Origin of the sequence: Streptomyces sp. NPDC057249 (assembly GCF_042669245.1) — a bacterium.
Taxonomy (GTDB): Bacteria; Actinomycetota; Actinomycetes; order Streptomycetales; family Streptomycetaceae; genus Streptomyces.
Map to the genome: position 1 here is coordinate 176474 of NZ_JBHUXS010000008.1, position 22391 is coordinate 198864.

General features: G+C 72.1%; 21 protein-coding genes and 2 pseudogenes. 10 read left to right on the forward strand and 13 right to left on the reverse strand.

The window, feature by feature from the left end:
- Position 1: 1 nt before the first annotated feature.
- A pseudogene (locus ACFUJY_RS17155) lies at positions 2 to 175 on the reverse strand (SAM-dependent methyltransferase); the annotation flags it as partial.
- Between the two features lie 88 nt (positions 176 to 263).
- Here ACFUJY_RS17155 and ACFUJY_RS17160 point away from each other — a divergent pair.
- Both ACFUJY_RS17160 and ACFUJY_RS17165 read left to right on the forward strand, forming a co-directional pair.
- A pseudogene (locus ACFUJY_RS17160) lies at positions 264 to 704 on the forward strand (phosphotransferase); the annotation flags it as partial.
- A gap of 162 nt (positions 705 to 866) precedes the next feature.
- Complete coding sequence (locus ACFUJY_RS17165; RefSeq protein ID WP_383299799.1) at positions 867 to 1607, forward strand: SDR family oxidoreductase; 741 nt, start codon at positions 867 to 869, stop codon at positions 1605 to 1607.
- A 69-nt stretch (positions 1608 to 1676) separates the two neighbouring features.
- Here the strand turns inward: ACFUJY_RS17165 and ACFUJY_RS17170 are convergent, their stop codons facing one another.
- The 4 genes from ACFUJY_RS17170 to ACFUJY_RS17185 all read right to left on the reverse strand — a co-directional run bounded on the left by ACFUJY_RS17170 (position 1677) and on the right by ACFUJY_RS17185 (position 6346).
- Positions 1677 to 2567: a GH25 family lysozyme gene (locus ACFUJY_RS17170; protein WP_383299802.1), complete on the reverse strand. Its 891-nt coding sequence runs from the start codon at positions 2565 to 2567 to the stop codon at positions 1677 to 1679.
- Positions 2568 to 2906: 339 nt separating this feature from the next.
- On the reverse strand, positions 2907 to 3677 hold the full coding sequence (locus ACFUJY_RS17175) for a phosphatase PAP2 family protein (protein ID WP_383299805.1): 771 nt from the start codon (positions 3675 to 3677) through the stop codon (positions 2907 to 2909).
- On the reverse strand, positions 3678 to 4631 hold the full coding sequence (locus ACFUJY_RS17180; RefSeq protein ID WP_383299808.1) for a YihY/virulence factor BrkB family protein: 954 nt from the start codon (positions 4629 to 4631) through the stop codon (positions 3678 to 3680).
- The gene (locus tag ACFUJY_RS17185; protein ID WP_383299811.1) at positions 4631 to 6346 is read right to left on the reverse strand and encodes a diacylglycerol kinase family protein; all 1716 of its coding nucleotides are present in this window, start codon (positions 6344 to 6346) and stop codon (positions 4631 to 4633) included. The genes ACFUJY_RS17180 and ACFUJY_RS17185 overlap by 1 nt, the downstream gene beginning before the upstream one ends.
- Positions 6347 to 6536: 190 nt before the next feature.
- Between ACFUJY_RS17185 and ACFUJY_RS17190 the strand changes: the two genes are divergently transcribed.
- Entirely contained in the window at positions 6537 to 6917 is a 381-nt protein-coding gene (locus ACFUJY_RS17190) for a VOC family protein (protein WP_383299814.1), read from the forward strand.
- A gap of 47 nt (positions 6918 to 6964) precedes the next feature.
- Entirely contained in the window at positions 6965 to 7396 is a 432-nt protein-coding gene (locus tag ACFUJY_RS17195; RefSeq protein ID WP_143617067.1) for an SRPBCC family protein, read from the forward strand.
- A gap of 11 nt (positions 7397 to 7407) precedes the next feature.
- On the opposite strand, the gene ACFUJY_RS17200 is transcribed toward ACFUJY_RS17195, so the two are convergent.
- The 3 genes from ACFUJY_RS17200 to ACFUJY_RS17210 form a co-directional block, all read right to left on the reverse strand.
- Positions 7408 to 7896 carry a flavin reductase family protein gene (locus ACFUJY_RS17200; protein WP_383299818.1) on the reverse strand — a complete coding sequence of 163 codons (489 nt, stop codon included), beginning with the start codon at positions 7894 to 7896 and terminating at the stop codon, positions 7408 to 7410.
- A gap of 113 nt (positions 7897 to 8009) precedes the next feature.
- Positions 8010 to 9326, reverse strand: coding sequence for a phosphatase PAP2 family protein (locus ACFUJY_RS17205; protein WP_383300284.1), 1317 nt, complete (start codon positions 9324 to 9326; stop codon positions 8010 to 8012).
- A 278-nt stretch (positions 9327 to 9604) separates the two neighbouring features.
- A complete protein-coding gene (locus ACFUJY_RS17210) occupies positions 9605 to 11407 on the reverse strand; it encodes a cellulase family glycosylhydrolase (protein ID WP_383299821.1) in 1803 nt (600 codons plus the stop codon).
- Positions 11408 to 11767: 360 nt separating this feature from the next.
- Between ACFUJY_RS17210 and argJ the strand changes: the two genes are divergently transcribed.
- A complete protein-coding gene (gene argJ, locus ACFUJY_RS17215; RefSeq protein ID WP_383299824.1) occupies positions 11768 to 12961 on the forward strand; it encodes a bifunctional glutamate N-acetyltransferase/amino-acid acetyltransferase ArgJ in 1194 nt (397 codons plus the stop codon).
- Positions 12962 to 13012: 51 nt separating this feature from the next.
- Here the strand turns inward: argJ and ACFUJY_RS17220 are convergent, their stop codons facing one another.
- The 3 genes from ACFUJY_RS17220 to ACFUJY_RS17230 all read right to left on the reverse strand — a co-directional run bounded on the left by ACFUJY_RS17220 (position 13013) and on the right by ACFUJY_RS17230 (position 14957).
- Positions 13013 to 13381: a DoxX family protein gene (locus ACFUJY_RS17220; RefSeq protein ID WP_383299827.1), complete on the reverse strand. Its 369-nt coding sequence runs from the start codon at positions 13379 to 13381 to the stop codon at positions 13013 to 13015.
- A 5-nt stretch (positions 13382 to 13386) separates the two neighbouring features.
- Positions 13387 to 13986 carry a TetR/AcrR family transcriptional regulator gene (locus tag ACFUJY_RS17225; RefSeq protein ID WP_383299829.1) on the reverse strand — a complete coding sequence of 200 codons (600 nt, stop codon included), beginning with the start codon at positions 13984 to 13986 and terminating at the stop codon, positions 13387 to 13389.
- Between the two features lie 80 nt (positions 13987 to 14066).
- Positions 14067 to 14957 (reverse strand): TIGR03620 family F420-dependent LLM class oxidoreductase, encoded by an 891-nt coding sequence (locus ACFUJY_RS17230; protein WP_383299832.1) that lies wholly within the window; start codon positions 14955 to 14957, stop codon positions 14067 to 14069.
- Between the two features lie 206 nt (positions 14958 to 15163).
- On the opposite strand from ACFUJY_RS17230, the gene ACFUJY_RS17235 reads away from it, so the two are divergent.
- Positions 15164 to 16708, forward strand: coding sequence for an MFS transporter (locus ACFUJY_RS17235; protein ID WP_383299835.1), 1545 nt, complete (start codon positions 15164 to 15166; stop codon positions 16706 to 16708).
- An 18-nt stretch (positions 16709 to 16726) separates the two neighbouring features.
- Here the strand turns inward: ACFUJY_RS17235 and ACFUJY_RS17240 are convergent, their stop codons facing one another.
- Entirely contained in the window at positions 16727 to 17359 is a 633-nt protein-coding gene (locus ACFUJY_RS17240; RefSeq protein WP_383299838.1) for a TetR/AcrR family transcriptional regulator, read from the reverse strand.
- Between the two features lie 105 nt (positions 17360 to 17464).
- Between ACFUJY_RS17240 and ACFUJY_RS17245 the strand changes: the two genes are divergently transcribed.
- The 4 genes from ACFUJY_RS17245 (at position 17465) to ACFUJY_RS17260 (ending at position 21131) form a co-directional block, all read left to right on the forward strand.
- A complete protein-coding gene (locus ACFUJY_RS17245; protein WP_383299841.1) occupies positions 17465 to 18640 on the forward strand; it encodes an FAD-dependent monooxygenase in 1176 nt (391 codons plus the stop codon).
- Between the two features lie 72 nt (positions 18641 to 18712).
- On the forward strand, positions 18713 to 19579 hold the full coding sequence (locus tag ACFUJY_RS17250) for a GNAT family N-acetyltransferase (RefSeq protein WP_383299844.1): 867 nt from the start codon (positions 18713 to 18715) through the stop codon (positions 19577 to 19579).
- An 87-nt stretch (positions 19580 to 19666) separates the two neighbouring features.
- Positions 19667 to 20437, forward strand: a complete 771-nt coding sequence (locus ACFUJY_RS17255) for a restriction endonuclease (protein ID WP_383299847.1) — start codon at positions 19667 to 19669, stop codon at positions 20435 to 20437.
- 133 nt (positions 20438 to 20570) lie between these two features.
- Complete coding sequence (locus ACFUJY_RS17260; RefSeq protein ID WP_383299850.1) at positions 20571 to 21131, forward strand: YrhB domain-containing protein; 561 nt, start codon at positions 20571 to 20573, stop codon at positions 21129 to 21131.
- Here the strand turns inward: ACFUJY_RS17260 and ACFUJY_RS17265 are convergent.
- Positions 21128 to 22387, reverse strand: a complete 1260-nt coding sequence (locus tag ACFUJY_RS17265) for a cation:proton antiporter (RefSeq protein ID WP_383299853.1) — start codon at positions 22385 to 22387, stop codon at positions 21128 to 21130. The genes ACFUJY_RS17260 and ACFUJY_RS17265 overlap by 4 nt on opposite strands.
- Between the last annotated feature and the right edge of the window lie 4 nt (positions 22388 to 22391).

A 22391-nucleotide genomic window follows, 5' to 3' on the forward strand; every position in this document is an offset into this window, starting at 1 on the left:
CGGAGCGCGCGCCCGCACCGACCTCCCAGCACCGCATGCCGGGCCCGATGCCCAGCCGGTCGACATGGCGGAACGTCACCGGGTCGAAGGGTTCGGAGAGCGCGCCGAAGCGGGTGCCCGCCTCCGACTGCTGGTTGTCCAGGAGACAGCCGTGGTCCGACGCGTGCCGAGTCATGGCGCGATTCTGACACCCGACCGGAAGCGGCCGGACCGCTCGCCACCGCCCGGAAAACGGCTCGACAGACGGGGCGCGACGCCGTGTGATGGTCCGGACCGCCCGCCGCACGCAGGGGGCCGAGGACTGGGAGCCGCCGTTGACGGCCGCGAGCGACCGCCCCGCGATCGACACCCCGCTGGTCAGACGGCTGGTCGACAGCCAGTTCCCGCACTGGGCCGGACTGCCGCTGGAACGGCTCGCCCCGGCCGGCGCGGACCACGTGATCCACCGGCTCGGCCGCGAGCTCACCGTGCGGCTGCCGCGCCACGCCGGTGCGAGCGGGCAGGCCGGCAAGGAGCTCGCCTGGCTGCCCCGGCTCGCCCCGCACCTGCCGCTGGCCGTCCCTGCACCGGTCGCGGTGGGGCAGCCCGGCTTCGGCTGTCCGTGGCCGTGGGCGGTGACCCGCTGGCTGGACGGTGAGCCCGCCACCGTCGAGGCCCTGGGCGATTCGCAGACGACCCGCCAGATCCACGCGGCCCTCGCCGGCTGACCGCGGCGCACCGCCCGGCCGCGACCGCCGCGGCCCCGGTCGGCCGCGCTGAGCCGTACGGGTCATGAGCTGCCGGAAGACCGGGTTACGGCACGTGCGCCCGGGAGTCCGGGGCTTACGGTGGCGGCCGGCCACCACCGGCGCACGGAAGGCTCGTCCATGAAGATCACGGTCATCGGCGGTACCGGATTGATCGGCTCCCAGCTCGTGTCGAAGCTGCGCGAGGCCGGCCACACGGCGGAACCCGCCTCCTTGTCGACCGGCGTCGACCTGCTCACCGGACAGGGTCTCGACGAGGCGCTCGCCGGCGCGGAGACGGTCGTCAACGTCTCCAACTCGCCCACGTTCGACGAGGCGTCCCCGGACTTCTTCCGCACGACCATGGGAAACCTGCTGACGGCCGGTGAGCAGGCCGGTGTGCGGCACCAGGTCGTGCTGTCGATCGTCGGTGTCGACCAGGTGCCCCAGCTGGACTACTACCGGGCCAAGACGCTCCAGGAGGAACTTCTGCGCAACGGGCCCGCCGCCTACTCCGTCGTGCGCGCCACGCAGTTCTTCGAGTTCATGGACGCCGTCATGTCGTGGACCTCCGACGAGGACACCGTCCGGCTCCCCGGCACGCGCGTCCAGCCCATCGCGACGGCCGACGTGGTCGCCGCCCTCGCGGACACCGCCACCGGCGCGCCGCTGAACGGAATGGTCGAGGTGGCGGGGCCCGACATCTACGCCCTCGACGAGCTCGGGCGCCTCACGCTGGCCGCCCGGGGCGATGGCCGCACCGTCGTCACGGACGACCGGGCGGGCATGTTCGCGGCCGTGGAGGGCGACGTGCTGCTCGCGGGGCCCGGGGCGCGCATCGCCCCCACCTCGTACGAGGAGTGGCTCGCCGGGTCCCGCTGAGGCGGAAGGGCGGCCACCCGGTGCGGACCGGAGCCCGCACCGGGTGGCCGCCCTCCTGCGGCCGGTGTCTCAGGTGTTGTTGGCCAGAGCCAGCAGCCGGCTGGAGTCACCGTTGAACCGGTCGCGGTCCACGGCTCCCGAAATCCCGCCCACCGAACCGGAGTCGGTGTACTGCCAGAACGTCCAGTACGGGAAGCCCTTCGGGATGGTCGGGCTCGACGCGGTCGTCCAGTGCGCGGTGAACAGCGGGCTGCGCGCCGACATGCCGCTCCAGCCGCCCGTGCACGAGTTCCACCAGCTCGCACTGGTGTAGATGACCACGTCGCGGCCCGTCTTGGCCTTGTACGTGTTGTAGAAGTCGAGAATCCACGACTGCATGGCGGAAGCCGACTTGCCGTAGCAGCCGCCCTCCAGGTCGAGCATCCCCGGAAGCGTCAGGTTGTCCCGCGACCACGCGCCGCCGTGGCCGGCGAAGTAAGTGGCCTGGGCCGCTCCGCTGGACAAGTTGGGACGCGCGAAGTGGTACGCGCCCCGGATCACCTTCGCGTTGTAGGCGTTGAGGTAGTTGGCGTTGAAATTGGGGTCCTTGTACGAGGTGGCCTCGGTGGCCTTGATGTAAGCGAACTTGATGCCCGCCGACTTCACCGACGACCAGTTGATCGAGCCCTGGTAGTGCGAGACGTCGATGCCGGGGAGCGTCGTCGCCTGGATGGAGGTTTCGCGCTCCGGAGTGAGGTCGACGCGCCGGTCGTCCGGGGCGAACGTGTCGCCGTCGGCGAGGTAACCGGCGCCCATGTAACCGTCGCCTAGCGGGATGGCGGCGCCGGACGACGCGGGCGGTTGCGGCGACGCGGATGCCGGCACGGCGGTGACGGAAGGCACTGCCACCAGGCCGATGCCGACGGCTCCGAGGGCCACCAGCTTGCGGAGTGCGGGTCTGCGGCTGCGGATCGATAACACGGGAGCCTCCTGGGGTGAGCGGCGCGAAGGGGTGTCTACTCGCGTAGCATGTGGAGCGGTTCCGAGCGTAGCGGCGGGTGCGGGGGATGGCCTGTCACAGAGGGCGGCGGGACCACTCCCTTGACGAGGGCATGCCACGAGTGACGCATGAACACCACTGCGTCGTAAAGGGTTTCGGATCGGTCTCTGTGGTCCAGTCCAGTGAAGAATCCACCGAGCTGGGGCGACACCGCCAACCGGGTGAGAAGTTTCACTCCCCTGAAACCCCCGCGCGCGCCCGGCGCTCCGGAAGGCGGACACCGCGACGCCCCGCCGCGCCGGAAGGCGGAGACCGGCCCCTCAGCGCTCCGGCGCCACGTGGGTCAGCTCCGGCTCCAGCCCCTCCGTCAGCTCGCTGCGCCCCAGGCCGGATTCGGCCCGCCATGCCTCGAAGGCCCAAGCGGTCCACGCCACCACCGCGAGCCCGAGCAACCAGCCGCCGACCACATCGCTGAACCAGTGCACCCCCAGCGCGACCCGGGTGAAGCCGACACCGAGCACCGACAGCACCGCCACCGCCCAGCACACCACCCGGCCGCGCCGGGGCACCAGCGGCAGCAGGACCAGCAGCAGCACCGCGAACGTCGTCGTCGCGGTCATCGCGTGCCCCGACGGGAACGAGAAGCCGGGCGCCCGTGCCACCGGATCGTCCAGCGACGGCCTGGCCCGCTCGACGACCACCTTGACCAGGAGGCCCGTCAGCCCCCCGGCCACCGCCGTGACGGCGGACCAGGCCGCCAGCCGCCAGGCCCGCCGGTACAGCAGCCAGCCGGTCAGCAGCGCGACCGCGCAGCGCAGCGTCAGCGGGTCCCAGACCCAGTCCGAAAGGAAGCGCAGCGCACTCGTCCAGGCCGGGTGGTCGAGCGCCGTGCGGTGCAGCCGGCCGGCCGCGCCCGAGTCCACCGCCCGCAACGGCCGCCAGTGCCCCTCCACGAGGACCAGGACCAGTGCGAACGGCACCGCGGACACGGCGGCCACGGCGGCGGCCCCGAGCAGACGCACGCCGAACGCACGGTCCGCGGTCCGGCGCCGGTGCTTCCGCAGCAGACGTGTAGTGGCTCGTACAACCATTCATGCTCCCGGATCGGCGTGTATCGGACCGGGCCGGCGGGCGCGGACAGCCTCCAGCTGCGCCGCGAAGGACAGCCCGAGGAACAGGGCTATGGAGGTCAGATAGGCCCAGAGCAGCAGCGACATGAAGGCGCTCAACGGGCCGTAGACCGTGTCGAAGGAGCCGCTGAGCGACAGATACTGGCTCAGCAGATACGTCAGGGCCGTCCACAGCACCAGGTACAGGGCCGCGCCGAACGCCAGCCAGCTGTAACCGGGCTGGTTGCGGCGCGGGGAGCGACGGAAGATCGCGCTCGCCGACATCAGCGCGAGGAGCAGCCCGCACGGCCAGCGCAGCAGGTCCCAGGTGGTCCGCGCCGTGTCGCCGAGGTGGTAGACCGTCGCGGCGGCCGTGAGGAGGTCGCCGCCGACGACCATCAGGATGAACCCGAGCCCCAGCGGGACCCCGGCCGTCAGCGACATCACCAGGCCCCGGAAGTACTTCCGGTGGAAGGGCCGGTCGCGCTCGACCCCGTAGATGCGATTGGCCCCGCGCTCGATCTGGCACATCGCGGTCGTCACGTTGACCAGCGAGAACAGCAGGCCGAACCAGAGCGTGAGCTGCGACCCCTCACCGGCCCGCCGGCGGCTGCGGTCGAGCGCGTCGTCCACCACATCGGCGCTCGGCCCCGCCGCGATCCGATGGATCGTCAACTCCGCGATGCGGCCCACGTCCTCGGTGTGCAGCGAGGCCGAGAGCCCGACGAACGCGATCACCAGCGGTATGACCGCGAGCACCGTCTGGAGCGCCAGCGCCCGCGAGTGGCTGAACCCGTCCGCGTAACGGAAACGTACGAACGAGTCACGCACCAGCGGCCAGCGCCCGTAGCGGCGCAGCGAGGCGAGCGCCTCGTCGGCGGTCAGCTCGTCGCCCGCCATGTCACGGGTCTGCGGGACCCGCGTCGCGGTACCCATCACTCACCCCCCGACGGCAGCAGGACGGTGAGCGCCCCCGGACGCACCTCGGCCACGAGCCGGCGCCCCTGGCCCACCGGGTCGCCGTCCAGCTCCCTCGACTGCGGTGCGGCGAACCGGAGTTCGGCGCGACGGAAGGTCAAGTACTCCACGGGCGCACCGGCGGGACCGCCCGGCTGCGGACGCCCGCGCAGCACCGCCCCGACGGCGCGCAGCCAGCCGCCCGGCCCGTGCGGGTCGAACACCGCCAGGTCCAGGAGTCCGTCGTCGGGCTCGGCGGACGGGACGAGCGTGGCCCCGCCCTGCACGGCCCCGATGTTGGCCAGCAGCACCATGCGCGCCGTGCGGCGCAGCACCGGCCCGTCGTCCAGCCGGACGGAGAGCGACATGCGCGGCGCCCGCAGTCCGCGCAGACCGGCGACCACGTACGCGGGCCAGCCGATCGCCGCCTTCGCCGCACTGCCGGTGTTCTCCAGCATGGCGGCGTCCAGACCCGCCCCGGACATCGCGGTGAAGTGCGTGGCGGGCAGCCCGTCGCCCTCGATCCGGCCGAGGTCGATCCGGTGCTCGGCGCCCGACAGCGCGGTGGCCAGCGCGTCGACGGGTGACACCGGCAGACCCAGGTTCCGGGCGAGCAGGTTGCCCGTGCCGCACGGGACCACGGCCATCGGGACCCCCGTCCCGGCCAGCCGGTCGGCAGCCGCCCGGATGGTCCCGTCGCCGCCGCACACCACGACCAGCGACGCGCCCGCGCGCACCGCTGCCTCCGCCTGGCCGCCGCCCGGATCGTCCGCGGTCGTGTCGACGAACTCCGCCCCGTGACGCCCGTGCTGTTCCAGGACGAGCCGCAACGTCTCGCGCTGCACCTCGTCGGTCACCGTCGGGTTGACCACGACCACCGTGCGGCCCGCGATCCGCTCGGCGTGCTCGGCGGCCGCCTCCTGGGCGATCTCCATCGCGTTCTTCGGGACCGGGGCCGGGCTCGTGCCCTCGGCCAGCAGTGCCCGGCCCGCGACCAGGAGCGACAGGGCACCGTTCAGCATGCCGCCGAGCACATCGGTGGGGTGGTGCATCCCCCGGTAGAGCCTGGCGAGCCCCACCAGCAGCGCGAGGAGCAGCAGCAGCCCGGCGAGCACCTTGCGGCGCCGGCCGCGCCCGCCGGGAAGGAGGGCCAGCACGGCCAGCCCCGCGTAGAGGGCCGTCGCGGCCCCGGTGTGCCCGGAGGTGTAGCTCGCCGTCGGCGGTGACGCGTCGAGCCGGTCCACATCGGGCCGGTCGCGGTCCACGCAGACGGTGATGACCAGGAACACCAGGGACTGGAGCGAGACGCCGACGGCGAGGAAGGCGGCCTGCCGCCACTTCGGGAGCCGGGGGAGGACCACCAGGCCCAGGCAGACCAGCACGGTGATCACGATGATCGTGAGGGTGTTGCCGGCCTCCGAGGCCACGAACGACAGATCGGTCAGCGGGCCGGTCCGCAGGTGCTCGAACCCCTCATTGACGCGGTCCTCGACGCTCAGCGGCCAGATCGCCTGCGCGGGCCCCGTGATGAGGAGCCCGAGGCCCACCATCAGCGCCGCCTGCCCGACGGTGAGCGCGCCGAGGCGCAGACCGGCCGTGCGGAGGCCGGTCGTCAGGGCGGGGGAACGGCCCGGTCCGGCGGGGGCGCGGGACCCCGTCGGCCGGACGGGTCTCTCGGGCTGGGCGGCAGACATGAGTCCCCCCTGTTCGGCGATGGGAAGGCTGAGGCGCTTCCGGTGCACCGCCGTCTGCCCCGTAAACCGCCCGGCAGGCATTCCATCGGCGCCGGCCGTGGAACCGCCGGTGACCGGGTGTGACCGAGGGCGGCGCGGGTACGCGGTGCTGCGTCCGGAGGAACGAGGAACCGCGAACAGGAGGACGGTCATGGCGGTGCCCAAGACGGGTCTGCTGGTGCTGGACTGCGCCGAACCGCAGGAGCTGGCGGACTTCTACGCCGCCTTGCTGGGGGCCGAGGTCCGTCCCGGTCACGACCTCGATGTCATCGAGGTGGTGGGCGCGGCCGGAATCCACCTCGCCATCCGCATGGACCACGGCTACGCACCGCCGAGCTGGCCGAGGCCCGACGACTCGCAACAGGCCCACCTGCGCATCCTGGTCGCCCGCGAGGACATGGACGAGGCGGAACGGGAGGCCGTCGGCCTCGGCGCACGTCCCCTGGACACGAAGAACAACGGCGGCGCACGCGACGCCCGCCTCTACTCCGATCCTGCCGGACACCCCTTCACGCTGGCGACACGCCCTTAGGACGTGTCGGCGGCGCTCCTCACACATTCCTACGACTAGGAGTTCCCATGTCTTCCTCGATCGTCGAAACCGTCGACATCAAGGCCCCGGTCGCCGTGAGCTGGGCCCTGTGGAGCGATGTCGCCCGCTGGCCCGCCTTCCTGAGCCACGTCCGTCGCGTCGACCCCCTGGACGCCCGCCGGTTCGCCTGGCAGCTCTCCCTCCCCGGCGCCGACAAGGAGTTCGTGGCCGAACTCACCGAGGTGATTCCGGAGAACCGGATCGCCTGGAGGACCATCGAAGGCGTCCAGCACGCCGGGGTCGTCACCTTCCACCGGCTGGACGACGAGTCGAGCCGGGTGGCCCTCCAGATCGAGTACGACCCGCAGGGGTTCGTGGAATATCTGGGTGCCCTCACCAACCTCGACTCGGTGCTGGCCAACTACGACCTCGGCGAGTTCCAGAAGCTGGCCGAGCGGACCGCGCGGGGTGACTTCTGACCGCCGGGCGTTCAGTCCACGGGGTGGCCCGGCGGAATGTCGATGGCACCGGAGACCGACAGGAACGGGAAGCCCCCGTCCGCCGGGTGGCACACCTCTTCCGGGGCGAGCAGATGTCCGATGTGGTCCCCGCCGTCGACGCGTCGCAGAACGCGTCCGACGAACCACGCGGGCGCCTCGTCCAGCACCGGCACCCCGCCCGGCCCGGGGTGCCAGGCGACCCGGGCGAACTTGTCCGTACGGTCTCCCGTCTCACCGCCGAAGAGCCGGGCCAGGGCGGCCTGGTCGCGGCGGAGCAGATGGACGGCCAGCCGGTCGGTGCGGGCGGCGACCCGGCAGGTCCGGTTCAGCTCCGACAGCCACACCATGTACCGCGGTGGCCGCATCGAGCACTGTGACCCGAAGCCGACCAGGCAGCCGGCCCGCTCGCCGTCCGCCTCGGCGGTCACGACATACATCGGATAGTCCAGCGCGTCGGTGAACCGGTCGAACGCGTTCACGGCGGGTCGCTCCTTCCCGGGCTCCAGGATCTTCGACGGCATCACCCCGCCGGTTCGCGAACCGGCGGGGTGATGCGGGTGGTCACACGTTACCCAGGAAGGCGGACGGTGGCTCAGGCCATCTCGGGCTGCGGCTCCAGCTTCGGAACGGCCGCCGCCTTCGGCTCCCAGCGACGGATGGTCCGTACGTATCCGTAGATCACCGACACCATGGCCAGGATGAGCAGCGGCCCGAACAGCCACGGGTGGTGGGCCATCTCCAGCGACAGGTAGCGGTACGACACCAGGAGCGCGGCGAAGACCACGGTGCCGTAGGCGACCAGGCCGACCGCCGGCCGGTCCCAGCCGCGTTCCAGTGCGCGCATGCCCGTCTCGATCGTCAGAGTGAACACCACACCGGCGACGAGGTCCGCGCCGTAGTGGTAGCCGAAGCCCAGGGTCGCGGCGAGCGTGGCGACGAGCCAGAAGGCCCCCGCGTACCGGAGGAACCTCGGACCCTTGCGGGAGTGGATGAAGATCGCGGTGGCCCACGCGGTGTGCAGGCTGGGCATGCAGTTGCGCGGGGTGATCTCGTCGAACGGCATGTGGTGCGGGGTGCCGATCGGCACGGTGGTGTCGGGCCACAGGTCGCCCACGGCCCAGTGGCCGCCGTCGGAGCCGAACGCGAAGATCGGGCCGACCACCGGGAAGATCATGTAGATGGCCGGACCGAACAGGCCGATCACCAGGAAGGTGCGCACCAGGTGGTGGCCGGGGAAGCGGCGGTCCGTCGCCACGTTGCGCAGCTGGTACAGCGCGACGCACACCGCGGCCACCGCGAGCTGTGTGTACACGGCGTCGAGGAAGTGGGCACCGGCCGAGCCGGTCGCCTCGATGAGCCGCCCCACCACCCAGGACGGGTTGCCGAGCGCGTGGTCGGCGTTGGCCATGTACTGGTCGAGCACCTCGGGGCGGGTCTTGGACGTGATGACCAGCCAGGTGTCACCGGTCTTCCGCCCGGCCACCAGCAGCAGACCCAGGCCGACACCCTTGAGGAGCAGCATGCGCTCCTGGCCCGTACGGCGGGTGAGGGCGATGACCGTGACACCGATGATCACCCACAACGCGCCGTTGCCGAAGGGGTGCCCCTCGGTGACCGGAGCGTCGGCCACCCACCGGATCAGTGCGACGAGGAGGTCGATGCCGACCGCGACACCGACCCCGATGAACCGCTGCCGCCAGGTGAGGACCACCATCATCAGCCCCATGCTGGCGTACAGCAGGAAGCCTGATTTGGGGGCTACGTACACTTCTTGGATCTGAGTGGTCACCGGCCCCGGCAGACCGTAGTGGCGCGCGGCGATCTCCAGCGCGACGAGGAACGCGAGTGTCACCACCGCCGCCGCAGTCCATAGGATCGCTCGCGGCCGGCGCCACGCGGCGAAGGGTATTCGGCGGCTTATTCGCGAAAACACCCGCGATGCTGTAGATATCAATTCTCTGGCCGATGTCCTGGGTTTTGGTCAAATAGGTCGCTTTTCATGCCACATGGCATGGTGTGCGGGCGATGAGGGTGGTCGCCGGGGTGGGATCATGCTAGCCGAGCGGTTTCGACGCCTATTCGGTGGTCGTGTCCGCGTTCGAAAACGGTGTCCCGAATGCGGTGCAGCCCGCCACGAGGGGCGGGCTACGGTGCTTCCTTCCGGGCTGGGTCGTGCGGACGGGACGGTCAGGAGAGCGTGCAGCTCACGGTCGGAACGGCTCCGGCGGCCGGTGTGCCCTGGAAGCCGAAGCTGGTGTGCGCTCCGGCCGCGAGCCCGCCGTTGTAGCCGGTGCTCGTCACGGTGACCGCGGTGCCGGTCTGGGTGTAGGCGGCGTTCCACATGTTGGTGATCTTCTGGTCGCCGGCGTAGGTCCAGGTCAGCTTCCACGAGGTGGCCGGTGCGGTACCCGTGTTGGTCACGGTGACGTCCACCCCGAAGCCGCTGCCCCAGTCCCCGTTCACCGTGTAGACCGCCTTGCAGTCGGTGTCGCCGCCGGAGCCGGTGGTGGTGGCGGTGACGGACGCGGAGGGCGTGGAGGTGTTGCCCGCGGCGTCGCGGGCCCGGACGGTGTACGTGTACGAGGTGCCGGACGTCACACCGGTGTCCGTGAACGTGGTGCCGGTGGCGCTGCCGGCCTTGGTGGAGCCCCGGTAGACGTCGTAGCCGGTGACCCCGGTGTCGTCGGACGCGGCCTTCCACGACAGGGAGACGGAGGTGCCGGTGGTGCCGGTGACGGCGAGGCCCGTCGGTGCCGTGGGCGCCTGGGTGTCGTCATCGCCGCCGTTGCCGCCGCCGCTGCCGAAGTCGGGCGCCTTGATGCTAGCGAGGTAGCCGTCCTTCACGGTGTCGACCGAGGTCCAGTCGTCCTTGAGGATGCCACCGGTGTCGCCGGAGTTCGGGTTCCAGGACCAGAAGGTCCAGGAGAAGCTGTCGGCCCCGTACTGGCTGGTGGGCCGCAGGTAGTCGGCCAGGGCCTTCAGCCACTTCTGGTCGGTGGTGGACTGGAGCGTCGTACCGAACTCGCCGACCCACACCGGGGCGATGTTCTGCTTGAAGATGTAGCCCCAGTACTTGTCCCAGACGCCGGGCATGTTGTCCGGGAACGAGGAGTCGGTGAACCAGGGCTGCTGGGCGACGCTGGTGGCGTAGTCGTGCGCCGAGTACACCACCTTGTGCGGCACGCTCAGCTCCACCGGGTACTGCCCGACGCCCATGAGGTTGCCGCCCCACCAGCCGGACACCCCGTCGAAGGTCTGCACGCCCTCCACGAAGATCAGCAGATCCGGGTTGGCGGACAGCACCGCGTCGCCGCCGCGCTCCGCCGCGAGCCGCCAGTCCTTCGTGGTGTCGCCGCAGCCCCAGCAGGCGGGGTCGTGCGGCTCGTTGTGCAGGTCGATGCCGACCACCGCGTCGTTGCCCGCGTACCGGGCGGCCAGCGACTTGAGGTGGGCGAGCCACGTGGACTCGGGGACGGCCGAGGTGTACCAGAGCGGCGACTGGCCCGCCGAGTCGGGGCGGTGCCGGTCCAGGATGACCTTCATGCCGACGCTGCCCGCGTGGTCCACGATGCGGTCCATCACCTGGAGCGAGTCGAGGCCCGCCAGGTCGGTGTTCATCCCGGAGGAGTAGTTGATGCTCGCCGGTTCGGTGCCGGCGAAGATGTCGTCGCTGTAGGGCAGCCGGATGGTGTTGTAACCCAGCGACTTCATCTGGTCGATCATGCTCTTGTAGTCGCGGGACCAGAGGCCGTGGGGCACGTAGTTGGCGGTCTCGAAGCCGAACCAGTTGATGCCGGCGATGCGGACCGGCTGGTTGTCCGCGTCCAGGATCTGCCGCCCGCTGGTGTGCCAGTAGCCGGAGCCGGCGGCGGCCGCGGTGGCCTCACCGGCCGACGCCGCGTGGGCGCCGGCGAGGGGCAGGAGCAGGGCCGCCGCGGCGACGGCGACGGTTCTGGCGGCTCTTCGGAAGGTGCGGAGAGGGTGAAGCACGGTGCTGGTTCCTCTCTCGGCGGCGCGGTGCACGGCGCGAGAAGGGAGTGGGAGCGCTCCCATCCCGCGTCGTGCGCCGCCCCGCCCGTGACATGGGGGACGGGGGTGCGGAGGTCGATGCTCCCGCTCGCTCGGCCGAAGCCGGGCGGGGCGCGACCCGGCGCAATAAAAGCGATAAAGCAATGAGCATGTCAATGGACGCGCGGTGTTCATGTGTTGAACGCAGGCGTTGTCCGTCCATGAAGGCTGCGTCGACGGCGAGTTGCCTCGGTTGCCGAAGGGCGCACGGGGTGGCCCGGGGGATGTCCGGTCGGGAAATGGGGTGGACGCGTGAACCCCTGCACTGCAAAAATATGTGCCATGACGCATGATCATGCAGTGCAGACCACTGATGACCTCACCTGGCCCGCCGGGTTCCTCGGGTACACCGGCCACGGCGGGTTGCGCGAGCACGGGGACGACATCTCGATCGTCGCCTCGGACCGGCCGGCGACCAGCGCCGCCGTGTTCACGCGGAGCCTCTTCGCCGGTCCGGCCGTGCTGCTCAGCCGCAGGCACGCCGCAGGACGCGGCCTTCGCGCCGTGACCACCCTGGCGCAGAACGCCAACGTCGCGACCGGCCGCCAGGGCGAGGAGAACGCCGCCGAGGTCGTCCGGCGCGTGGCCGGAATCGTCGGCGCCCCCGAAGGCGACGTGCTCATCGGGTCCACCGGTGTCATCGGCCGCCCCCTGCCGATGTCCACCATCCTTCCGCACTTCGACAGGACCGCCGAGCAGGGCCTCGCCGCGTTCACGGCGTCCCCCCAGGACGTCGCGCGCGCCATGATGACCACCGACACCAGGCCCAAGACCGCCTCGCGCACCGTCGGGCCGGCCCGCATGGTGGCGGTGGCGAAGGGCGTCGGCATGCTGGAGCCCGACATGGCCACGATGCTGGCCTACGTGTTCACGGACGCCGAAGTACCGCCGGCCGACCTGGACGCCGCGCTGCGGGGGGCCGTGGACCGCACGTTCAACTGTCTGAGCGTCGACACCGACACCTCCACCTCCGACACCGTGGCCGTCATCGCCAACGGGGCAGCCGGGCCCGTCGACCCCGTGCGGTTCGCCGACGCGCTGGCCGGCCTCTGCCTGGATCTCACCCTGCAACTCGCCAGCGACGGCGAAGGTGCCACCAAGCTCCTCCGCGTCACCGTGGGCGGCGCCCGCGACCACGCGCAGGCCAAACGCATCGCCAAGAGTGTGGTGAACTCGCCCCTGGTCAAGACCGCCGTCCACGGCGCGGACCCCAATTGGGGGCGGGTGCTCATGGCCATCGGCAAGAACACCGACGAAACCGACATCGTCCCGGCCCGCGTCACCGTGAAGTTCGGGGACGTGGAGGTGTATCCCGTCGAGCCCGGGGCGGACACCCTGGACGAGCTCGTCAACCTCATGCGGCAGGACGAGGTGGACATCACCGTCACGCTCGGCACCGGTGAGGGCGAAGCGACCGTGTACGGCTGCGACTTGTCGGCCGACTACATCCGGGTCAACGCCGACTACACCACCTGACCGGCCGCCCCGTCGCCGCGGTGCGCGCGCGTCCCGCGGCGGCGGGCCTGGTCACACCCGTACGAAGCACCCCACCAGCACCGCCGACGAAATCACCAGCATGCCCAGGCAGTTCACCCAGAACGTCATGTTCAGCGCCCGTGCGCGGATGTGCGCGGCGGCAGCCGCGAGGAAGTAGACCACGATCGCCGCGGTCGTCGTCATGGCCACACCGGACACCCAGAGGCCGACGACGAGACCCGCCACCGAGGCGGTCTTGGCGGTGGTCAGCACCCACCACCACTCGCGCGGCAGCAGTACGCCCTCCAGGCAGGCCACGATGAACTTCGGCGGGCGCAGCATCATCGCCGCGTCACCGGCCTGGATGACGAGCAGAACCACCACCGGCCATACGGGCGAGGGGAGTTCGAGGAGCGACATGGGTATCAGTTCCCTTCCTGCGCGGTGACGAAGGCGGCGATGGTCCGCAGTCGCGTCGCCGTCTGCCGGGGTTCGGTCGTTCCGGCGGCGAGCAGCATCAGTTCCCCCAGGTAGCCGGCGAACATCACCTGCGCGGCGAGCCGGGCGCGCGCCTCGTCCATGCCGTCGTTCACCATCGCGGCCGTCAGGTTGTCCTCGGAGAGCGCCCGGAGCGCTCCCAGGGCGGCGTTCTCCGGCCTGCCCCGGGCCAGGGTCCGGAAGTAGGCGCGGGCGAGGTCGTCGTTCTCGGCGAACAGGGCCAGGAACGGATCGAAGTAGTGCGCCAGGTACTCGACGGCGGGCGGCGCGGCCCCCGCCCCCGCCGGTCCGGGCGGGGGCGGAACGCGGTCCGCGATGGCCTGGTCGTACACCAGGCTCAGCAGGGACTCCTTGTCCCCGACCGCCATCACCGCGCCCACCGAAACGCCGGCCCGTCCGGCGATCTGACGCACCGTCGTGCTCTGGAAACCCTGCTCCTGGAAGAGGTGGGCGGCGGCCCGGACGACGCGGGCGGCGGTCCGCCGCTTCTGCTCCGCACGGGTTGAGTGAACGTGTTCACCGAACATGTTCACCAATGTACGAGGACGGCTCCGCCCACGCAAGAGCCCCGGCCCGCGCAGCCGCGGACCGGGGCTTTGAAGGGGTTCTACAGCTCGTCGCCGAACGCCTCGGCCAGCTCGCGGTACTCGGCCAGCGGCAGCCCTGTCCTGCCCTCGCCCGCGGTGACCACCTGGAGCGCCACGTGGTCCGCGCCCGCGTCCACGTACTCGCGCGTCCGCGCCTTCACCCGCTCGGCGTCGCCCAGCGCGAAGAGGGCGTCCAGCAGGCGCGCGCTGCCGCCCCCGTCGAAGTCGCCCTCCGTGAAGCCGAGGCGCAACAGGTTCGAGGTGTAGTTCGGCAGCTTGAGGTACATCGCCAGCATCCCGCGCGCCGTGTCGCGGGCCCGCCCGAGATCGGAATCGAGCACGACGGACAGTTCGGGCGCCAGCAGCGCGTCGGGTCCGAGGGCCTGCCGCGCCTCCGCCGTGTGCGCGGCGGAGACGAGGTAGGGGTGGGCGCCCAGCGCCCGGTCGGACGCCAGCTTCAGCATCTTCGGGCCGAGCGCCGCCAGCACCCGGTGCCGGGGGCCCACGGAGGGGTCGGCGGCGTCCAGCGCGTCGAGGTACTCCACCATCGCGGTGTAGGGCTTCGCGTACTGCGGGGCCAGCACGTCGTGGCTGACGCCCAGGCCGAGGACGAACCGTCCCCGGGCGCTCGCGTCGATCGCGGCGACACGGGCGGCCACCTCCTCGGCGGTGTGGTTCCAGATGCTCAGGATGCCGGTCGCCACGGTGACGGTCCGGGTGGCGTCGACCATCGCGGCGGCGTCGTCCGGCGAGGGGCTGCTGCCGAGCCAGAGTGTCCCGTAACCCAGCGCCTCGATCTCGGCCGCCGCCTCCGCGATCGCCTTCTTCCCGTCGGCGTCCACCCGTGACGTGTGCAGGGCGCCGCTCCAGATGCCGATCCGGCCGAACGTCTCACGCTTCTCAGAAGTCATGCCGGGGACAACAGCCCCCGGCCCGCGCTATTCCCCCGTCTGCTCCGAACGGGTGGGCCGTCCTCCGACACGCCGTCGGCGGACCGGGTACGGGACCCGTGTGGCGGAGTCACCGCGTGTGCGGCGGCGGCGCCGGGGCAACTGGCGGATATTGGATGCTCTGCGGCTCCGCAGGACGCACCAGCCAGGACGAGGAGGTAGCTGCCGTGACGACCCCCGCCGCACCCGAGGGACCTGGGGACAGGGAACACCGCTCACGTGGGGAAGGGGACCGAGGTCGCGATCGGCGCGACGAGGCGGCGGCGCCCGGCGACTCCGGAGTCGGCACCGTCACCACCGCCGTGCCGGCCAGACTCGACCGGCTGCCGTGGTCCCGCTGGCACTGGATGATCGTCATCGGCCTCGGCACGGTGTGGATTCTCGACGGCCTCGAGGTCACGACGGTCGGCAACATCGCGAGCCGCCTCTCGGAGGACGGGTCCGGCCTGGACATCACGTCCGCCCAGGTCACCGGGCTCGCCGCGGCCCTCTACGTGGCGGGCGCCTGTACGGGGGCGCTGTTCTTCGGCTGGCTCACCGACCGCTACGGCCGCAAGAAGCTGTTCATGGTGACGCTCGCGGTCTACCTCGCCGCGACCGCCATGACCGCTTTGTCCTTCAGCGCCTGGTGGTTCTTCCTCTTCCGCTTCCTCACCGGCTTCGGTATCGGCGGCGAGTACGCGGCGATCAACTCGGCCATCGACGAGCTCATCCCGTCGAAGTACCGGGGCCGGGTCGACCTCATCATCAACGGCAGCTACTGGCTGGGCGCGGTCGGCGGCGCCCTGCTGTCCATCGTCATGCTGGACACGGACATCTTCCCCAAGGACCTCGGCTGGCGCCTCACCTTCGCGCTCGGCGTCGTCCTGGGCCTGGTGATCCTCCTCGTACGCCGGCACGTTCCGGAGAGTCCCCGGTGGCAGTTCATCCACGGGCACGGCGAACAGGCCGACGAACTCGTCGATTCCGTCGAGCGGGAGGTCGAGGAGGAGAAGCACGAGAAACTGCCGCCGCCGGCCGGGGAGATCACGATCCACCAGCGCAAGAGCATCGGCTTCGGGCTCATCGCCAAGACCGTCTTCCGCAGCTACCCCAAGCGCGCGGTGCTCGGCCTCTCCCTCTTCATCGGGCAGGCGTTCCTCTACAACGCGATCACCTTCGGCTTCGGTGCGATCCTCACGACCTTCTACGACGTGGAGAGCGGACACACCGGCTACTACTTCGCGGTGATCGCGGCGGGCAACTTCATCGGTCCGCTCGTTCTGGGCAAACTGTTCGACACCATCGGACGGCGCGTCATGATCGCCACCACGTACATCCTGCCGGGCATCCTGCTCTTCGTCACGGCCTGGCTGTTCGACCGGGGCTCGCTGACCGCCAACACCCTCACCGCCTGCTGGTGCGTGGTGCTGTTCTTCGCCTCGGCCGGCGCGAGCAGCGCGTACCTCACGGTCTCCGAGGTCTTCCCCATGGAGACCAGGGCGATGGCCATCGCCTTCTTCTACGCCATCGGTACCGCGGCCGGCGGGATCAGCGGCCCCCTGATCTTCGCCGACCTCACCGAGTCGGGCATTCCCGGCGACACCGCCCTCGCGTTCTCCATCGGCGCCGCTCTGATGTGCGCGGCGGGCCTGGTCGCCGCCTTCCTCGCGGTCGACGCGGAGCAGCGCTCCCTGGAGGACATCGCCAAGCCCCTGTCTCAGACCTCGTAACGCCTCCGGGCGCATCCCTCAGGCCGGACCCGGCGTCGCGGACGCGGGTCCGGCCAGTCCGTGCAGCAGCAGCCCGGTCAGCGTGTCGATGATCTCGTCGTCGGAGAGCTCCGGCCGCCCGGGCCCCGCCGTCGTCACCGCGAACGCGAGCTGCGAGACCATCGCGCCCATGGCGGCGGCCACCACGGCCGGGTCGCCCGGGAGCCGGTGCCCCCGGTCGCGCAGCCAGGCCAGGTGCTCGCGGAAGACACCCGTGTCCCCGGCCAGGCTCGCCCAGGCGCGGCCCTCGCTCGGCGGCCCCGCGAAGGTGGTCTGCATCATCGCCACGATCACCGGGAGGTGGTCGCGCACGACCCCCCAGGTGACCGCCAGATGCGCACGCAGCTGCGCCGGGTCGGTCAGGTCGTGGTCGGCCGGGTGCTCCTGCGCCCCCATCTCCGCGTGGAGTTGCGCCTCCAGATCCCCCACCAACGCCTTCAGCAGGGCTTCCTTGTCCGCGAAGTGCGCGTAGAAGGAGCCGGTGGCGCGCCCGGCCTCACGGGTGATGTCGGTGATCTTCGTATCGAGGTAGCCGCGCTCGGCGAACAGCCGGCGCGCCGCCTCCTTCAGCGCCGCCTCGGTCTCGGCGGCCTTCTCCTTGCGAACGCCCATCGGACGGGGCTCCTTGTCGCGCTTGACGTGCGGTCGGGGTGCCCATCATAGTGAACCCGAGTTCGATGAATTGTGATTCACTGAATATGGATTCAGGGGGCTGATGTGCACGTCATCGTCGTCGGCGGGGGAGTGGCCGGAGTGGCGAGCGCCATCGCGTTGCGGCGGCTCGGAGTTGAGGTCGCGGTCTACGAGGCGTACGCCGAGCCGGCGGGCCGGGTCGGCTCGTTCCTGAGCCTCGCGTCCAACGGGCTCCGGGTGCTCCGGACGCTCGGCGTCCTGGAACAGGTGCGGCGCGCGGGTGTCGAGGTACCGCGGCAGCGCATGTGGGCCGGGTCCGGAAAGCTGCTCGGGGACGTACCGCGGGGACGGCTCGGCGGCGACGACCTGCACAGCGTGACGCTGTTGCGCGGCGCCCTCGTCGAGACGCTCCGCGCCGAGGCGCTGGCCGCAGGGGCGCGCATCGTCACCGGCGAACGCCTGGTGGACGCCGTCACGACGGACACCGGTGTACGCGCGGTCTTCGCGAGCGGCCGCACGGCCGAGGCGTCCCTGCTCATCGGCGCGGACGGCATCCACTCGGTGACCCGCGCCCTGCTCGACCCGCACGCACCCGTGCCCGCCTACGCCGGTCTGTACAGCATCTCCGGCGTCTCCGAAGGCGTGCACGTCGAACCCGGCGTCTTCCACTTGACGTTCGCCCGCAACGGCGCCTTCCTCCACCTCGCGGCCCCGGACGGCAGGGTCTGGTGGTCGGCCCAGGTCGCGAGCCCCGGGGAGCCGGACCTCGACCGCACCGAGGACGGGTGGCTCAGCCACCTCGCCGGTCTGCACCGGCACGAACGGGTGCCGTCCGCCGTCCTCGCCGCCACCACCGCACTGCACCGCCCCACCCTGACGCACTCCCTGGAGGCGGTGACGGTCCGGCACGGCGACCGCATCGTGCTGCTCGGGGACGCCGACCATCCCGTGGGCGCCGGCCAGGGGGCGTCGATGGCGCTGGAGGACGCCCTCGTGCTCGCGCGTTCGCTCGGCACGGCGACCTCCGTGCCGGCCGCCCTCTCGGCATACGACGCGGCGCGCTCGGACCGGCTCGCCCGGATGGCCAGGGCGGCGGCGGGCAACCGCGACTCCAAGACGGCAGGCCCGCTCGGCCGTTGGGCGCGGGACCTGATGATGCCGGTCGGCATCCGCCTCTTCCACGAGAAGGCCACGGCCTGGCTCTACACGTACGACTGCGGCGAACTCCCCGCCGCGCGGGCGGGCGTGCTCCGGGACTGACGCCCGTGGCCGGCCCGGAGCCCGGGGATATATCGGCTGCGGTCCGGCCGTGTGGTGGTGTGGGATCGGGGCATGACGATCGCACTCGGCACACCGGACACCGGGGGACTGGCCGCGGCGGCGGACGCGCTGCGCGAGTGGCAGGCCGAGGGCGCCCCGATGCAACTGCACCCGGGCGACCTCGGCTGGTACGGGCGCAACGGCCCCCACGCCACCGCCGCAGCGGTCAGGACGTGGAGCCGGGCGGGGCGGATCCTCGCCGTCGGACTGCTCGACGGCCCCGGCCTGGTCCGGCTGACGACCGCGCCGGACGTCCGCGGCGACGAAGCGCTCGCGCGACGGCTGGCCGACGACCTGTCCGACCCCGCGCACGGGGTGCTTCCGACGGGCAGGGCGGCCGTCGAGGCGCCGCGGGACGCGCTGGTCCGGGAGGTGCTGGGGGAGCGGGGCTGGGGCATCGACGAGCCGTGGACGCCGCTGTGCCGCGACCTGACCGGGCCGGTGCCCGCACCCGGTCCGGCGGTCGAGGCCGCCGGTCCCGACCGGGCCGGCGAGGTGGCGGCCGTCCACCGCTCGGCGTTCCCGGGCTCGCGGTTCACGGAGGCGTCGTGGCGGGCGATGGCCGCGGGGCCGCTGTTCGCCGACGCCCGCTGCCTGCTCGGGCGCGACGAACGGGGCCACGCGGTGGCGACGGTGACGGTGTGGTCCGCCGGCCCGGGACGACCGGGGCTCCTCGAACCGATGGGGGTGCACCGGGAGCACCGCCGCCGGGGCCACGGCCGGGCGATCACCCTGGCCGCGGCGGCCGTGCTCCGGGACCTCGGCGCGTCGAGCGCACTCGTGTGCACCCCGGGCTCCAACACGGGCGGCGTCGCCGCGTACGTGTCGGCGGGCTTCGAGCGGCGCCCCGAGATCCACGACCGGTACCGGAGCGCCTGAGGGCGGACGCCGCTCGCTGATCATGGACGGCGCGGTTCGGGGCACACGGCGGGCGACGACATACGCGACCCGCCGAAGGAGACGCCGGTGCCGATACGCAGAACGAGAGGCGCGACACCCCGCCCCCGCACCACGGGCGCCCTGCGGAGTCCCCTGCTCACCCTCGCCCTCGCCGGCGCCGTGATCGGCGCCGCCGTCCTCCTGTTCGTCCGCTTCGCGCACTGGGCCGGCACCCACCCGGTCACCGCCGTGCTGCTGGCGCTGCTCGCCCTGCCGGTCCTCTACGTCCTGTTCCGGGCCATGCCCCGCGCCCGTGAGCTCCGCCGGGCGGCCCGCGCCGGCATGACCCCGCCGGCCGGGGAAGAGGCCGCGCCCGGACCTGAGCCCGCCCCGCGGGTCCCGGCCGGCCCCACCGGTGCCCACGACGGGCTCACCGCCGTACTCCCGCCCCCCGCCCCCGACTTCACCGCCCTCGACCCGGACGGCTTCGAGGCCGCGGTGGCCGCGCTGTGCGAGCGGGACGGCTGCCAGGAGGTCGAAGTGGTCGGCGGAGCAGGTGACTTGGGGGCCGACGTCCTCGCCACGGCCCCGGACGGCCGCCGCGTCGTCGTGCAGTGCAAGCAGTACGGTCCCGAGCACAAGGTGGGCTCCCAGGACCTCCAGCGCTTCGGCGGCACCTGCTGGACGGTCCACGGCGCGCAACTCGCCGCCGTGGTGACGACCAGCGAGTTCACCGCACCCGCCCTGGAGTACGCGGAGGCGTGCGGCATCCGCTGCGTGGACGGCACCGAACTCGCGGCCTGGGCGGAGGGCTCGGGCGCGGCCCCCTGGGGCCCGGTGATGCTGGACACGGCCTGAGCAGCCCCGCCGGACCCGGGCGCCGGTCGCGCCCTCACGGGGGAGGAACCCGCCATGGAGGCTCTCGCCCCGCCCGGCGGTGGTTCCGCGGAACGCATGGACGGCACGCCGGCCCGTACGGGAGGCTCGGGGGATGATCGAGCGAGAGACAGCGGTACGCCTCGTCGAGGAGCAGTTGGAGCGCGAGCACCGCGAGTGGCTGGCCAAGGGCGTGGAGCAGCCGGCCGTCGCCGTGGCCGAAGTCGAGGAACACGAGCTGGTGTGGATCGTGTACTGGCAGTCGGTCGAGTACCTGCGGACCGCGTCCTTCAGGGACATGCTGCTGGGCATCGGGCCGTACCTGGTCGACCGCGTCGACGGGGGCCTGCACAGGATCGGCGCACTCTCGGCGGTGTCCGGCGCGTGGAAGGACGACTACCGCGGCCGGATCAGGGGACTGCCCGTACGGACGGCTGTGGACGACCTCCACGACGCCGTACGGGCGGCCGCCGCCGAACACGGACGGCTGCACGCCGTACGGATGCTCCGCGGCAAGCTGCCGGGCATGCCGCCCGCGGCGGCGGCCGACTACGCGCGCACCCTGCTGGACGGCGAGCCGCCCGCGCACTTCGTGGCCGCCGCGACGGCGGAGCTGGTGGAACCCGTCAACCCGGTCGAACGTGTGGAGACCGTCCGGCCCGGCCGCGCACCCTAGGGCCTGTCCGACCATTCCCGTCGCCGGTCCAGATGCCGGATCACCGGGGTCGCCGTCGCGCCGTGCAGGAGTACGGAGACCAGCACGGTGAACGCCGTGACCGCCCACAGCTCGTCGGCGTAGCGCGTGAAAGGCCCTTCGCCGAGCGCGTACGCCAGGTAGAAGAGCGAGCCGATGCCCCGGATGCCGAACAGGGCCGTGACCGCCCGCTCGCGCGGTCCGGCCGGGAAGCCCAGCTGCGCGGCGGCGCCGGCGGCCGGGCGGATCACCAGGATGAGCGCGAGGCCGAGGAGCGCCCCCTGCCACGGGAGGTCCGCCAGCCCGTCGGCGACCAGATAGCCGCCCAGCAGGAACAGCAGCACGGCGGTCAGCAGACGCTCGATCTGTTCGCTGAAGCCGTGCAGCACCTGGTGGTAGCCGTGGCCGCGTTCGGCGCCCCGGATGGTGCACGCCGTGACGAACACCGCGAGGAAGCCGTACCCGTGGAGCAGCTCGGTCAGCCCGTACGCCGTGAACGTGGCCCCCAGCGCGGTGAAGCCCTCCATCTGCCGCGAGAGGCGGACGTACCGGGAGCGGAAGAACAGCCGGCCGAGCAGCCGCCCCACGGCCACCCCCGCCACCAGCCCGACCACCGCCCGCACCAGCACATCGGCCAGCAGCCAGTGGCCGATCCACCCCGCCGACCAGCCGTCGCCCGCAGCCGCCGCGAGCGCCACGGCGGCCAGCACGAACGGCATCGCGAGCCCGTCGTTGAGACCGGCCTCCGAGGTCAGCGTGAACCGCACCTCCTCCTCGTCCTCCTCGTCGTCCCCGCTCGTCGGCTCCCCGACCCGCACCTCCGCCGCCAGCACCGGATCGGTCGGCGCCAGCGCGCCGGCCAGCAGCAGGGCCACCGCCGGCGGCCAGCCCATCAGCCACCAGCCGAGCAGCGCCACGCCACCGATGGTCAACGGCAGGGCAAGCCCGAGGAACCGCCAGGCCCCCGCCCAGGCACGCCATCCGAAGGGCCGGTCGATCGCGAGCCCGGCCCCCATCAGCGAGACGATCACGCAGACTTCCGTCACATGCTCGACCCACACCCGGTCCCGAACCGGGTCCACGACGGGCACGCCGAGCGGCAGCAGCGCGAGCGCCGCACCCGCCACCAGGAACACCATGGGCATCGAGAAGGGACGCCGACGGACGAGCGGGGGAAGGACGGCGGCCAGCAGGATGCCGATCCCCGCAGCCGCGTATATGCCGTGCATCGACGTCATCCGG

Bases quoted from the DNA above. Each gene is read 5' to 3' on its own strand.
- ACFUJY_RS17165 (WP_383299799.1), top strand. From the start codon at position 867: ATGAAGATCACGGTCATCGGCGGTACCGGATTGATCGGCTCCCAGCTC.
- ACFUJY_RS17175 (WP_383299805.1), bottom strand. From the start codon at position 3,677: ATGGTTGTACGAGCCACTACACGTCTGCTGCGGAAGCACCGGCGCCGG.
- ACFUJY_RS17180 (WP_383299808.1), bottom strand. From the start codon at position 4,631: ATGGGTACCGCGACGCGGGTCCCGCAGACCCGTGACATGGCGGGCGAC.
- ACFUJY_RS17185 (WP_383299811.1), bottom strand. From the start codon at position 6,346: ATGTCTGCCGCCCAGCCCGAGAGACCCGTCCGGCCGACGGGGTCCCGC.
- ACFUJY_RS17190 (WP_383299814.1), top strand. From the start codon at position 6,537: ATGGCGGTGCCCAAGACGGGTCTGCTGGTGCTGGACTGCGCCGAACCG.
- ACFUJY_RS17195 (WP_143617067.1), top strand. From the start codon at position 6,965: ATGTCTTCCTCGATCGTCGAAACCGTCGACATCAAGGCCCCGGTCGCC.
- argJ (WP_383299824.1), top strand. From the start codon at position 11,768: ATGACGCATGATCATGCAGTGCAGACCACTGATGACCTCACCTGGCCC.
- ACFUJY_RS17220 (WP_383299827.1), bottom strand. From the start codon at position 13,381: ATGTCGCTCCTCGAACTCCCCTCGCCCGTATGGCCGGTGGTGGTTCTG.
- ACFUJY_RS17225 (WP_383299829.1), bottom strand. From the start codon at position 13,986: ATGTTCGGTGAACACGTTCACTCAACCCGTGCGGAGCAGAAGCGGCGG.
- ACFUJY_RS17230 (WP_383299832.1), bottom strand. From the start codon at position 14,957: ATGACTTCTGAGAAGCGTGAGACGTTCGGCCGGATCGGCATCTGGAGC.
- ACFUJY_RS17240 (WP_383299838.1), bottom strand. From the start codon at position 17,359: ATGGGCGTTCGCAAGGAGAAGGCCGCCGAGACCGAGGCGGCGCTGAAG.
- ACFUJY_RS17250 (WP_383299844.1), top strand. From the start codon at position 18,713: ATGACGATCGCACTCGGCACACCGGACACCGGGGGACTGGCCGCGGCG.
- ACFUJY_RS17260 (WP_383299850.1), top strand. From the start codon at position 20,571: ATGATCGAGCGAGAGACAGCGGTACGCCTCGTCGAGGAGCAGTTGGAG.
- ACFUJY_RS17265 (WP_383299853.1), bottom strand. From the start codon at position 22,387: ATGACGTCGATGCACGGCATATACGCGGCTGCGGGGATCGGCATCCTG.